Below are 13,128 nucleotides of genomic sequence, written 5' to 3' on the forward strand. Positions count from 1 at the left end.
GAAAAAGAGCATAAAAAAACATAACCTCAACTGTGGTTATGTTTTCGTTTTATTATTCGGCTTCTTTCCATTCGGTAACTAATTTAGAGAACTCTACATATTTAATCGCACCGCTCTTATTTGAAGTAATCTCTCCATTCTTAATAAAGAATGTCTGTGGTAGAGTAGAATCACTATTGAAGTTATCTTTCATATATGTCGCTAAATCTTCAATTTTATCAGCATTTACATAATAAACTTTTTGGCGATGTTTCTTAATGTATTTTTTTACATATGTTGCCTGTTCTGCTGTTAGGTTAGCAGGATCATTATTTTGTTCCTCTGTTGTAGAGCTTGATGTTGTCGTTGTTTTGACGGTACCAAATACTACAATAAAATCCTTATCAGCCTGAATCATAGAAACAGCCTTATCAGCTGAAATTATAGTATAATCATTCATATTGAATTGTTTATAAATTAATAGTGCCCCAACGATGACAATAACGATACCAAAGACACTAATTTCTTTAGCGAACTTTTTAAGTTTATCCATACTTAGCCTCCTTCGTTCAATCCATTTTATCATAATTATTATAACTTCACAACCTCTGAGTCAATGAATTTTAGCTCTTTCTATCTCTGGCAGGATTATGCTATAATAGAGGAGTAAAAGGGGGATTTGCTAAATGAAAAATATAGTTAATACAGAAATGGCACCATCAGCAATTGGTCCATACAGTCAAGGAGTAAATATTGGAGATTTTATCTTTTTTTCTGGTCAGATTCCATTAGATCCTAAAACAGGGGACATGGTTGAAAATGATATTAAAGTGCAGACGAAACAATCATTAGAAAACGTGAAAGCACTATTAAATGATCAAGGATTAGATTTTTCAAATGTAGTGAAAACAACAGTCTTCCTTGATAATATGGATGACTTTGCAGCAATGAATGAAGTTTATTCGAACTACTTTGTTGCACCATTTCCTGCTCGAAGTGCAGTAGCTGTAGATAAGCTGCCAAAAGACGCTTTAGTAGAAGTGGAAGTTATTGCTTATAAAGGTTAATTGCTGACTGCCTCAAAAGGGGAGTTAAAATGATTGATATTTTATTTAAAGTGAATTCTACGCATTGCATCGTTGTGACATCAGAAAACCAAATTTTTTATTATGAACAGCCGGTAGAAAAAGTGATGGACAATTATTTAAAGCCGCTGCTGCTGTCGTTTTCATCCATTCAGCAATCCAGTAAAGGAATTTTGGGTGAAAGTCGTTATAAAAAGCCTATCAGCTATTATACTGAACAGGGATTGAATATTTTAATTCCGACCGGTTCATATCGCAATCAAAAATGTATTTGGGTTTCACTTCATTATTGCTTACATCATGTTCGGGAAGAATTTAATTCTTTACTTGACGAAAACATCACGGCGTTTCAATGGAGCAAGCTTTTAAGCAGTGCTATTGCTTATAAGAATATGTTTGATTTAAAACCGGAAATACCAGTATTCGGGAATGAAATTACTGTAGAAAAAATGCAATCAATATTGAAAGATTATTCCTAGCTGCGGATAATCTTTTTTATTGTCTGAAAGTGTCGCTTTCTAAAGCAAATAAGGAGTTCATAGAATATTTATAGAAAGAAGGCATATACATGAGTACGGGTGATGAAAATGAAAATAAAAAATGTCTTAGTCAATTGGTCTCTATATGATGAAGAACTCTTAGAACCATATGAATGGAAAGAAGACGATGATTTAGAGTTAATTGATGAAATCAATTTAATTCGTGTGGATGAATTATGTTTAAATGATCTTTTCAACAACATCGTAACCATTTCTATGGAACGAACAAGCAATGAATTTATTGTCGCAAATGAAACCTACGCAATCGCTATTGAATTAGATCATAACGGGCACTTAAAATATCGCAGTGTTCTCACATATGACAAGCGCAATGAGATCGGTGAAATTGTTAAAACTATGCCTGCCCATTCTCTGCATTATACTGTTCAGGATTATTGTGAAAACAAAGAATATGGCCTAACCAGAGCCGAAAGAATAAAAAAACAATATCTCTTGCAAAAGATAGAGTTATTGTATCAATATCAGCCAAGAAAACTCCTCAGCATTTATACACAGCTTTATTTAATAGAAGAAAGTGATCCCAATAGGGCCTATAAACGTATTTTAAAGCAGTTAAAAAGCGGTTATTTGAATTTTCACGAATATCTTTATAAATTATTATACTTAATTTAGTTTATTTAATTCATTTTCAGTTTATAATTGTAATGTAGTATTAATGCAGAAGCTGAAAATAATCATAGTCAAATGATAGGATTTGATGTATTATTAACTAAAGCAAAGGAGTTGAAATTATGATTAGAATATATACGGCTCCAAGTTGTGCCTCTTGTCGTAAGGTAAAATCTTGGCTGAAAGAACAAAACATACCTTATGTGGAAAAAAATATATTTTCTACATTATTGAGAAAAAATGAATTGAGAGAACTGCTTGAACGTTCTGAGAACGGAACAGATGATATTATTTCAAAGCGTTCTAAGATTATTAAGGAAAATAGAGTGGATGTCAATGATATGACGACCAATGAGTTGATAGAATTCATTCAAAATAATCCATCTGTCTTAAAAAGACCGATCATCATGGATGAAAGACGTTTCCAGGTAGGATTCAACAGTGAGGAAATCAGAGCGTTTATACCTCGAGAATTGAGAAAGTTGGCAGAATGTGAACATGTGGCTTGCCCTCAGTTCAGTGATCCTAAATTACGAGTTCAACCTAAAATAATACCACAGCAGTAACCTACTGTGGTGTTCCATATAAGACATCGCATAGGCGGTGTCTTTTTCCTTTGCAGTTTTGAACGTATTTGACATCAGCTGTCTTTAAAAAGGCATTGAAATCTTCTATCGCATTTTCGGTTTTAGTGACTTCATATTCTATTTCATAATCTGTTACACCTAGATACTCGCTTTTATCTAAAGATAGGAGACCGTTTTTATAAGGAAGGTCATAGCGATATGTTTGTAATGTATAAATTTGGCAGAGATCTTTTAAAGTGATATGATATTCTTTGAGTAATTCTAAAATTTCACTGTCAATTTCTTCATTGTGAATTAAATGCTGAAAATCTTCTTTTGAAATATTTTCATTGAATTCATCCAAACCAACAGCTCCAGAGCGTTTTAAAGTAAATTCATAATGATCATCTTTTAAACGAACACGCAAAGTAATGCGGGCTAATCTTAGCTTCTCTTCTTTAGTATCAAAATAATAGTTCGTCTGCTGATAGGCAGGACCTTTAAATAAAGGCTTTAAGATATCATACTGTTCCTTAGTTAAAAGCAGTTTATATTCAATTTCAATGTTTTTATTCATACGCTTCACCTCTCCTTATATTATATAGAAGAAAGCTAGGATTTTAAAGTAAGATAGTATATAATATGACTAAATGGCGGTGATAGAATGATAAAGAGTTATTTAATGGTCGTAAAGCAGGATGAAAAATCAAAAAAAATTTCAAATACATTAAAAGAAAAATTGAAGGGGATATTAGAATATAATGAGAGTGAGCCTGACTTAATCATTAGCATTGGCGGAGATGGAACGATGCTGTATGCTCTGCATGAATATTTCCATTTAGTAGATCAAGTCTATTTCATAGGGGTTCATACCGGAACTTTAGGTTTTTATACGGATTATCAGGCTGATGAAATTGATGAGCTTGTGGCAGATATTAAAAAAGGAGAGTACACGATTAATAAGCGTGCTGTGCTGGATGTGCAGGTTGTGGATCAAAATGGAATCTCTCAGTACTATGCACTAAATGAGATGCGCATTGAAAATCCTCATTATACTCAGGTGCTTCATGTTTATATTAATGAAGAGCATTTGGAAACATTCCGTGGGAATGGACTTTGCATCAGCACTCCCTCAGGATCGACGGCCTATAATAAATCACTGGGAGGAGCAGTAATCCATCCCGATTTAGAAGTAATGCAGCTGTCAGAGGTAGCTGGGATACAGCATAATGCCTATCGTTCATTAGGATCAAGCATCGTGCTGGGAAAAGAACAGCTGGTTACATTGACCTGTGATCGCTTTGATGGTGTTTTTATTGGCATTGATCAATATTCTTATAATTTGAAACCATTTGAAAAGATTAATGTTTCTTTATCTTCACATTCTGTACAATGTATACAGTATCGTCCACTCACATTTATCAGCCGTATTAAAAGGTCGTTCATTAGTTAATGAAACTAAAGTTTAAGATTGAACAAGATCAATCGCTGCGTGATTTTATTGCTGAACATGCTATTTCGGATAAGCTTTTATCAGCAGTAAAAACAAATGGGGATATGCGAGTGAATGGCATTCATGTGACGATTCGATGTTTGCTCAGAAAAAACGATGTACTGGAAATTATTTTTCCGCAAGAAAAACGTGGAAAACAACTGACTCCATCAAAAATGGAGCTTGATATCATTTACGAAGATGATTACTTATTAGTGGTGAATAAACCGGCTATGATGCCCTGTATTCCCGATCATCGCTATCATGATCAGACTTTAGCAAACGGTCTTATTGCTTATTATGAATCCATCGGATTAAACAGCACAATTCATTTTGTGAACAGACTTGACCGAGAGACCAGCGGACTTTTGATTGTTGCGAAATATCGCTATATTCATTATCTGTTAAGCAAAGAGCATATCGAAAGAAAATATGTTGCATTGGCTTATGGGCATGTCGTCGATCAAACGATTGACTTACCTATTGGTCGAATAAACAAAAACGTTCGCAGAGAAATTCTGCCTACCGGTAAACCATCTGTCACACATTGCCATGTATTAAAACAGGGCGAAAACTTTAGTATTGTGGAATGTCAGTTGGAGACTGGAAGAACACATCAAATCCGTGTGCATTTATCCGCTGTCGGGCATCCTTTGATCGGAGATCATTTATATGGTGATATAAAAAATTTAGCTGATACCTACTTTCTTCATAGTTATCAGTTAAGCTTTGTTCATCCGATTACAAAGCAGACATTGCGGTTTGCCAAAGAGCGTAAAATCGATGAAACATATTTTTGCAGCATGTAGAATAGGTTGTAGGAATAGAATACTTAAAGATTATAAAAATTAAGAGTATAATAAAAAGCCGCTGTTTAGCGGTTTTATTCATAATTATGAAGTTTACTGTGTTTAATTCTATTCTGCTTTTCAATATCAAAGATCATTCCGATAATCAGCATATAGGATAAAAGCGAAGATCCGCCATAAGAAATAAATGGAAGCGTGATTCCTGTGATAGGCAATAAACCAGTAATCATAAAGATATTCCAGATCTGCTGTATAAACAGTAAGCCAAATAAACCGGTTGTTAGACAGCGCCCTTTTTCATCAGCTTGAATCCCAATTTTTAGAATGGTAATGTCTAAAGAAACGATTGCGGTTAGTACAGTAACTCCGGCAAACAGTCCGCCCCCTTGACATATTACGGCAAAAATAAAGTCTGTATGTGCTTCAGGGAAGTTCATAACGACGGATTGAAAACCATGTCCGAAAACGGAGGCAGTTCCATAGGATAACAACGCATTAAAGAGCTGGTAGCCTTCTTGTCCATAGGTGCCTTCGGGATCCAGCCAGCCATAGAAACGCCCGGCTTTATGTCCGCTGAAGATTGATTTAAATAATTCCTGATTATATAAGAAGATATAAACGATCACTAATATTCCGACTAGAAGAATACTTACTCCAACGATAAACCAACGCATCTGCAGACCACTGGCAAATAATAAGAAAATTACAGATACTGCAATGATCATCGTTACCCCGGCATCGTTTTGCAGATAAATCAACAGGCATGGCGGCAAGGACACTGCAGCTACTTTAGCTAAAAGCTTACAATCTGTTTCAAAAGTGTGCAGTGTGTAAAGCTCATTGTGTTCTTGAACAACCTTAGATAGTGCGATAATGATTGCCATCTTCATAAATTCACTTGGCTGTACTCCGCCAACACCGGGAAATTGAAACCAGCTTGTTGCCCCGTTTACTTCTTGAGCAAAAGGAACCGGCAGTCCGAAACGATGCTTAAGGGCTAATAACAACAGTGAAATCATCAACAGCCAATAAATGATCCATATACAAGAATAAATCCTGTCACTTCCAAATTTATATACAGCATACATGGCAACAAAACCAATAATGTACCATTGCAATTGTTTTGACCAATACCCGCCAGGATTTGGATAGGTAATGAGAGGCTTTGCGGAGGCGATCGCAATACAGCTTATAATAGCAACAATAATCATGATCACTAGCAGCGGCATATGAAAATATTGCTTCTTTTCTACATCCACGAATCTCTTCCTCTTAACTCAAAATTCTCTATTTTCATGTTTCCTTCACCTCTAGACTATAGTATACTATAAATTGAAGAAAATACAAAGAATACCGTAAGAAAGGATATGCGAAAATGGGAAATGAACTTTATTTATATATAGCTTTAGGAGTGATTGCGATTGCAGTGCTTCTATTAGGAATTCGTTTTTATTTAAAGAATAAAAAGCCAAAACAGAAAGTATTAGCTAAATCCGGTGTTGATATTGAACATTTATTATCAGCACTTGGCGGCAGCGGCAATATTAAAGAGATCAGCAGCTCAATGTCAAAAGTAACAGTTGAGCTTAAAGAACCTAAAGTAATCGAAGCAGAAAAAATAAAAGCTCTAGGTGCCAGTGGAATTGTTCAAAATGAAAATAAAGTTTCGATGATTTTTGGAAAAATCTCTCAGGCAATTGAAAATGAAATGAAAGCGAAAGTTTAAATATACTGCCATTCTAGGCAGTTTTTTTATACAGTTTTAAATGCTTTTAATTGTCGATATAAGTCTATTGTGATATAATTAACATGTTGAAAAGAGTAGAATTTGATATTAAAAATAATTAAGCAAATAAGTGGTAATAGGAATTATTATCTGATACATTAAGAGTGTGATCACTTTTAATTATCTTCTTTTACAGCGTTTTATTTATCATTTCTAGTACACTTTTATGAAATACTAATAATTTTTTAAAATTGTAATAAATTTGTTGTATTCATATTTTGGCGGTGCTATAATTGACTAGGAAAAATAAAAAATCAAACAGGGGGTTTAAACACATGAGTTTAACAAATGCATGGGAAGGGTTTGTAGAAGGTAAATGGACTTCTGAAATCAACTTAAGAGATTTCATCCAATTAAACTACACACCTTACACAGGAGATGAATCATTCTTAGCCGGACCTACTAAAGCTACTTTAGAATTATGGGATCAAGTTATGGATTTAACTGCTAAGGAAAGAGATGCCGGTGGTGTCTTAGATATGGATACTAAAGTAGTATCTACCATCACATCACATGAAGCAGGTTATTTAGATAAATCAAAGGAAAAGATCGTTGGTTTCCAAACAGAAAAACCGTTTAAAAGATCTTTACAGCCTTTTGGTGGAATTCGTATGGCACAGCAAGCATGTGCAGATAATGGATACGAAGTAGATCCTGAAATCGTAAATATCTTTACAAAATACAGAAAAACACATAACCAAGGTGTATTCGATGTTTATACTCCAGAAATGAGAGCATGCAGATCTTCTCATATCATTACTGGATTACCTGATGCTTACGGACGTGGACGTATCATCGGAGATTATAGACGTGTTGCATTATATGGAGTAGATCGCTTAATTGAAGATAAAAAAGAACAATTCGCTACATCACATGTTGCACGTATGAATAGTAAAAACATTCGTTTACGTGAAGAATTAAGTGAACAAATCAGAGCTTTAGGAGAATTGAAAGAATTAGGAAAAATCTATGGTTTAGATATCTCAAAACCAGCTACAACAGCTAAAGAAGCTATTCAATGGTTATATTTCGGTTACTTAGCATCAGTTAAGGAACAAAACGGGGCTGCAATGTCTTTAGGAAGAACTTCAACATTTATTGATATCTATATCGAAAGAGATATTAAAAATGGTGTCTTAACTGAAGAAGAAGCACAGGAATTAGTTGATCATTTCATCATGAAATTAAGATTGATTAAATTTGCTCGTACTCCAGATTACAATGCATTGTTCTCAGGAGATCCACAATGGGTAACTGAATCAATCGGTGGTGTTGGTATCGATGGACGTCCAATGGTCACTAGAACTTCATTCAGATATTTACACACATTAGACAACTTAGGCGCAGCACCGGAACCAAACTTAACTGTTTTATGGTCAACTCGCTTACCTGCTAACTTCAAAGCATATTGTGCAAGCATGTCAATCAAATCATCATCAATTCAATATGAAAACGATGACTTAATGAGAGTTACTCATGGTGATGACTACGCTATCGCATGCTGTGTATCTTCAATGGTTGTTGGTAAAGAAATGCAGTTCTTCGGAGCTCGTGCTAACTTAGCTAAATGTTTATTATATGCAATCAACGGTGGTATCGATGAAGTTTCCAAAAAACAGGTTGGTCCTAAATTCAGACCTGTTGAAGGAGAATATTTAGATTTCAACGATGTAGTGTCTAAGTATGAAGATATGATGGACTGGTTGGCTGGAGTTTATGTTAACTCATTAAATATCATCCACTATATGCATGATAAATACTGCTATGAAAGAATTCAAATGGCATTACATGACAGAGATGTTAAACGTTATTTCGCAACAGGAATTGCCGGTCTTTCAGTAGTAGCTGATTCATTATCAGCAATTAAATATGCAAAAGTTAAATGTGTCAGAGATGAAGATGGTATCGTAACAGATTTCATTACTGAAGGAGACTTCCCTAAATACGGTAACAATGACGACAAAGCTGATGAAATTGCAACCTGGCTAGTAAAAACATTCATGGATAAAGTAAGATCTCATCACACTTATCGTGACAGTGTTCCTACAACATCTATCTTAACTATTACTTCTAATGTTGTTTATGGTAAAGCAACAGGAAGTACACCGGATGGAAGAAAGAAAGGGGAACCATTTGCTCCAGGTGCTAACCCAATGCATCGCAGAGATACTCATGGTGCTGTTGCTTCACTTGCTTCAGTAGCAAAATTACCATTTAAAGATGCACAAGATGGTATTTCTAACACTTTCTCAATCATTCCAGGTGCTTTAGGTAAAGACGACCAAGTATTTGTTGGTGACTTGGATGTTGATATTGATTTAGAAGATAAATAAAAAAGGAAGCGATTCTTTTGAACGAAAAAAAAGTAGAAGAATTAATTAAAATGTTAGATCAATTTGTTGAGGATGGCGGTGGTCATATGAATGTGCAGTTCAATGATGACAGCGAAGAATTCAATGTTGATAAAATAGAAGTAAAGAAAGGCTTGGACTCATGCGGCGTACAGTCAGCATGCCAGATTCCAACGTTCTTTACAGAGGAAGACGACGAATTTTAATAGGAGGGGAATACTATGGCAAATCAAGCTCAAATCGATAATTTAGTATCTTTATTAGATGGTTATGTTGAAAAAGGTGGACATCATTTAAACGTTAATGTTTTTACTAAAGAAACATTATTAGATGCTCAGGCTCACCCTGAAAACTATCCACAATTAACAATCCGTGTATCAGGATATGCAGTTAACTTCGTTAAACTTACAAAAGAACAACAAGATGACGTTATCGCACGTACTTTCCACGATTCAATGTAATTAAAAGGGAGCTTAGCTCCCTTTTTAAATTAAATAATGCTATAATGGGTATAGTGAAACAAGAATGGAGGGCGCGTAATGGAAGGATATATACATTCAACTGAATCATTTGGTACCGTAGACGGACCGGGGATTCGCTTTGTCGTGTTTACTCAGGGTTGTCCAATGCGCTGTTTGTATTGTCATAATCCGGATACTTGGGAATTAAATACCGGAAATAAAATGACGACAAAAGAAATTTTAGAGGCTTATGATGAAAATAAATCTTTTTATAAAGAAGGCGGTTTAACGGTTACAGGCGGAGAACCGTTGATGCAGATGGATTTTGTTACAGAGCTGTTTGCTACAGCCAAGGAAAAAGGAATTCATACCTGTTTAGATACATCAGGAATTACCTTCTCCAGAGAAGAAAAAGCATTGGAAAAGATGAATCGTTTAATGGTGGTGACTGATCTGGTGATGTTAGATATAAAGCATATTGATCCTCAGGAGCATATCAAACTGACACAGCAGAAAAATGACCGCATCTTAGATTTTTTAGCTTATCTTGATGAGATTGGCAAGGAAGTCTGGATTCGTCATGTGGTGGTTCCGACAATAACACAAAACGATGACTATCTTTATCAGTTAGGATACTACATTGGACAGTTCCACAATATTAAGGCGTTGGATATTCTGCCTTATCATACAATGGGTATCAATAAATATAAAAGCTTAGGAATGGAATATCCATTAGAAGGTATTCCTGCATTGGATAAATCAGAAGCAATTCAGGCACGTAAGGTTGTTTTAAAAGGTTATAAAGACCGTAAAAGTGAATTAAAAAAAGAGGGGCAATAAATTTTGCTCCTCTATTTATTTTTCAGTGTGACTTGCAGGATATCGGGAGTACAGAACAGTCGTGCTGACTGCCCGCTTTCCATTCCCAGACCATTAGAAACGATCAAGGTCGAAGCTCCAACATCATAACGACCATGGTTATACGCCTTTGCTCCATCAACAGTAATCAAAGGACCTAAAAACGGAAGATAGATATAGCCTCCATGTGAATGTCCTGATAACTGTAATTCAATGTCTTTACCCACCGTATTTGTAAAGAAATCAGGCTGATGCACTAAAGCGATTTTATAATTACCACTGTTGTTGGCATTAATTAAAGTACCTAAATTATCAGCAGATTCCAAACCGAATAAAGTAATCGAACTGTTATTGTAGTAGATGGAACGTGCCTCATTTGACAATACCTCAAATCCGCCTAACTGCAATATGTTTTTAGTATCATTGACACTGGTGTAATCTTTTTCACCTAACACGGCAAATTTTCCATATTTAGCTGTAATCTGATTTAAAAGCTGACTGACATCATCTTGGCTGATAATCTGTGCATCGTAAATATCACCGCCAAATAAAACCAAATCAAAATTCTGTGCATTTATTTTTTCTACTATTTTTTTTAGTCGTGTAATATCATCATTATCTTTTAAATCCAAATCAGAAAAATAACCTACTTTAAAATTATTGAAAGCTTCCGGTAAATCTGTATGAACGACTTCGTGTTTAGAAAGACTGATCGCATAAGGAGTTCGATAAAAGCTTAAATAAGCGGTTACCCCTATCACTGCGATCAGCAATAATATTACAATAACTTTTAAGTAATGAAGCTTCTTCATTATTTTTTATTCATGATCACCGGAATGATCATTGGATTTCTTTTCGTTTTACGATAGAAATATGGACTTAAAGTATCACGAATCGTATTCTTAATTTCACTAAATGTCGTCTTTCCTGCTAATAATTTATTTAAAGCGTCTTGTACTAAACGTTCGGCTTCTTTAATCAATTGATAACTGTCTTTCATATAAACAAATCCACGAGATACGATAACCGGACGAGACAGCAGCTTGCCAGTACGTGAATCCATACTAATAAGAATAGATACCATTCCATCTTCAGATAAGATTTGGCGATCTCTTAATACCGCAGTAGATAATCCCGTAATATCATTTCCGTCGACATAGATATCATCTGCATGAATACGATTTCCTAAGCGAGCTTCTCCATCTTTTAAGATAATGACATCCCCGTTTGAAAGAACGAAAGTATTTTCTTTAGGAATACCAACATCATGAGCTAATTCACTATGAATTTTAAGCATACGGTATTCCCCATGGACTGGGAAAAAATATTTAGGACTTGTTAGCAGCAGCATCAGTTTTTGTTCTTCCTGAGAAGCATGTCCTGATGTATGCAGACTGTTTAACGGAGAATGTGTTAATACACGAGCGCCTAATCTAAAGAGCTTGTTTACGACACGATTGATGCTCGCCGCATTTCCGGGAATCGGACTTGATGAGAAAATAATCGTATCAGTTGGTTTAATACGGATAAATTTATGGGTTCCGGCAGCAATACGTGACAATGCCGCTAAAGGTTCTCCCTGACTTCCTGTACACAAGATGAGCAGTTGACTGTCAGGAAATTTCTTTGCTTCATCACTTTTAATAAAATAGCGATCCGGACATTTAATGTGTCCCAGTTTGCGGGAAGTCTGAATAACATTTTCCATTGAACGTCCGAAAACAAGAATACGACGATCAAATTTTACAGCTGCCTGAACGATCTGCTGAACACGGTCAACATTAGATGCAAATGTTGCGACAATGATACGTCCTTCCGTTTTTCTGAATTCATTCTGGATAGAATTAGCTACCACTTTTTCACTTAGTGAGAAAGTCGGTACTTCTGCATTTGTTGAATCACTCATCAAAAGGGTAACTCCGGTTGTACCTAAGAATGACATTTTTTGAAAGTCAGCCGGTTCACCGACTGGTGTTAAATCAAATTTAAAATCACCGGTTGTTACAATACGTCCATTAGGTGTATTGATAATAATTCCGACAGATTCCGGAATAGAGTGGTTCGTTCTAAAGAAACCAATGTTGAAGAACTTCGTTTCTACTCTTGAAGAATCATCAATTTCTATTATCTTAGAAGCTTTTGTTAATTTTCTTTCTTCTAATTTACGTTTGATCAACGCACTCGCTAATGGAGAAGCATAAATGAAAGGAACCGTCACTAATTGTAGTAAGAAAGGGATTCCTCCGATATGATCTTCATGTCCATGGGTAATCAACAAGGCTTTGATTTTCTTTTGATTTTTAACGAGATAAGAATAATCTGGAATGATGTAATCAATTCCCGGTAATCCTTCCTCAGCAAATTTAACACCGGCATCAATAATGATGATTTCATTATCGTGTTCGATGCAATACATGTTCTTACCGACTTCACCTAAGCCACCTAAAGCATATACTTTTGTTTCATGTGTATATCTAGGTTCTTTAGTGCCAGCAAGAGGGCGCTTTTTAGGCGCATGTTGTGTAGCTTTATTATTTTTTTCTTTATTTGCAACTTTTTCTGTTGGCATGAT

Annotated in this window: 15 protein-coding genes and 1 pseudogene; 11 read left to right on the forward strand and 5 right to left on the reverse strand. The window is 35.2% G+C overall.

The genetic code is table 11. The annotated features are described in order from the left end of the window. Positions 1-52 precede the first annotated feature (52 nt). Entirely contained in the window at positions 53-532 is a 480-nt protein-coding gene (locus tag ACLRVU_RS13165; RefSeq protein ID WP_412892199.1) for a hypothetical protein, read from the reverse strand. A gap of 133 nt (positions 533-665) precedes the next feature. On the opposite strand from ACLRVU_RS13165, the gene ACLRVU_RS13170 reads away from it, so the two are divergent. From ACLRVU_RS13170 to spx, 4 genes are all read left to right on the forward strand, one after another. After that, positions 666-1,046 carry a RidA family protein gene (locus ACLRVU_RS13170; protein ID WP_412892200.1) on the forward strand — a complete coding sequence of 127 codons (381 nt, stop codon included), beginning with the start codon at positions 666-668 and terminating at the stop codon, positions 1,044-1,046. A gap of 29 nt (positions 1,047-1,075) precedes the next feature. Continuing rightward, entirely contained in the window at positions 1,076-1,543 is a 468-nt protein-coding gene (locus tag ACLRVU_RS13175; RefSeq protein ID WP_147550866.1) for a competence protein ComK, read from the forward strand. A 108-nt stretch (positions 1,544-1,651) separates the two neighbouring features. After that, a complete protein-coding gene (locus ACLRVU_RS13180) occupies positions 1,652-2,236 on the forward strand; it encodes a hypothetical protein (protein WP_412892201.1) in 585 nt (194 codons plus the stop codon). Positions 2,237-2,355: 119 nt separating this feature from the next. Next, complete coding sequence (gene spx / locus ACLRVU_RS13185) at positions 2,356-2,799, forward strand: transcriptional regulator Spx (RefSeq protein ID WP_041139002.1); 444 nt, start codon at positions 2,356-2,358, stop codon at positions 2,797-2,799. Position 2,800: 1 nt separating this feature from the next. On the opposite strand, the gene ACLRVU_RS13190 is transcribed toward spx, so the two are convergent. Continuing rightward, positions 2,801-3,376, reverse strand: a complete 576-nt coding sequence (locus ACLRVU_RS13190; protein ID WP_147550863.1) for a CYTH domain-containing protein — start codon at positions 3,374-3,376, stop codon at positions 2,801-2,803. An 87-nt stretch (positions 3,377-3,463) separates the two neighbouring features. On the opposite strand from ACLRVU_RS13190, the gene ACLRVU_RS13195 reads away from it, so the two are divergent. Then, on the forward strand, positions 3,464-4,252 hold the full coding sequence (locus tag ACLRVU_RS13195) for an NAD kinase (protein WP_412892202.1): 789 nt from the start codon (positions 3,464-3,466) through the stop codon (positions 4,250-4,252). Beyond that, a complete protein-coding gene (locus tag ACLRVU_RS13200) occupies positions 4,252-5,100 on the forward strand; it encodes an RluA family pseudouridine synthase (RefSeq protein ID WP_412892203.1) in 849 nt (282 codons plus the stop codon). Before ACLRVU_RS13195 ends, ACLRVU_RS13200 begins: the two co-directional genes overlap by 1 nt. A 74-nt stretch (positions 5,101-5,174) precedes the next feature. Here the strand turns inward: ACLRVU_RS13200 and ACLRVU_RS13205 are convergent, their stop codons facing one another. Beyond that, positions 5,175-6,359 carry an FtsW/RodA/SpoVE family cell cycle protein gene (locus tag ACLRVU_RS13205; RefSeq protein WP_412892204.1) on the reverse strand — a complete coding sequence of 395 codons (1,185 nt, stop codon included), beginning with the start codon at positions 6,357-6,359 and terminating at the stop codon, positions 5,175-5,177. A gap of 116 nt (positions 6,360-6,475) precedes the next feature. On the opposite strand from ACLRVU_RS13205, the gene ACLRVU_RS13210 reads away from it, so the two are divergent. The 5 genes and pseudogenes from ACLRVU_RS13210 to pflA all read left to right on the forward strand — a co-directional run bounded on the left by ACLRVU_RS13210 (position 6,476) and on the right by pflA (position 10,538). After that, positions 6,476-6,826, forward strand: a complete 351-nt coding sequence (locus ACLRVU_RS13210) for a hypothetical protein (RefSeq protein WP_412892205.1) — start codon at positions 6,476-6,478, stop codon at positions 6,824-6,826. Positions 6,827-7,161: 335 nt separating this feature from the next. Next, positions 7,162-9,219, forward strand: coding sequence for a formate C-acetyltransferase (pflB, locus tag ACLRVU_RS13215; protein WP_412892206.1), 2,058 nt, complete (start codon positions 7,162-7,164; stop codon positions 9,217-9,219). Between the two features lie 17 nt (positions 9,220-9,236). After that, complete coding sequence (locus ACLRVU_RS13220) at positions 9,237-9,443, forward strand: hypothetical protein (RefSeq protein ID WP_147550855.1); 207 nt, start codon at positions 9,237-9,239, stop codon at positions 9,441-9,443. 30 nt (positions 9,444-9,473) lie between these two features. Beyond that, positions 9,474-9,698 (forward strand): annotated as a pseudogene (gene grcA3 / locus ACLRVU_RS13225) (autonomous glycyl radical cofactor GrcA3); the annotation flags it as partial. Positions 9,699-9,776: 78 nt separating this feature from the next. Beyond that, positions 9,777-10,538: a pyruvate formate-lyase-activating protein gene (pflA, locus tag ACLRVU_RS13230; protein ID WP_412892207.1), complete on the forward strand. Its 762-nt coding sequence runs from the start codon at positions 9,777-9,779 to the stop codon at positions 10,536-10,538. An 11-nt stretch (positions 10,539-10,549) separates the two neighbouring features. On the opposite strand, the gene ACLRVU_RS13235 is transcribed toward pflA, so the two are convergent. Together ACLRVU_RS13235 and rnjA are read right to left on the reverse strand one after the other, a co-directional pair. Further along, positions 10,550-11,368: a metallophosphoesterase gene (locus ACLRVU_RS13235; protein WP_412892208.1), complete on the reverse strand. Its 819-nt coding sequence runs from the start codon at positions 11,366-11,368 to the stop codon at positions 10,550-10,552. Beyond that, a complete protein-coding gene (gene rnjA, locus ACLRVU_RS13240; protein ID WP_412892209.1) occupies positions 11,368-13,125 on the reverse strand; it encodes a ribonuclease J1 in 1,758 nt (585 codons plus the stop codon). Before rnjA ends, ACLRVU_RS13235 begins: the two co-directional genes overlap by 1 nt. Positions 13,126-13,128 lie beyond the last annotated feature (3 nt).

The sequence above is a fragment of the Beduini sp. genome (assembly GCF_047239305.1).
GTDB lineage: Bacteria > Bacillota_I > Bacilli_A > Erysipelotrichales > Coprobacillaceae > Beduini.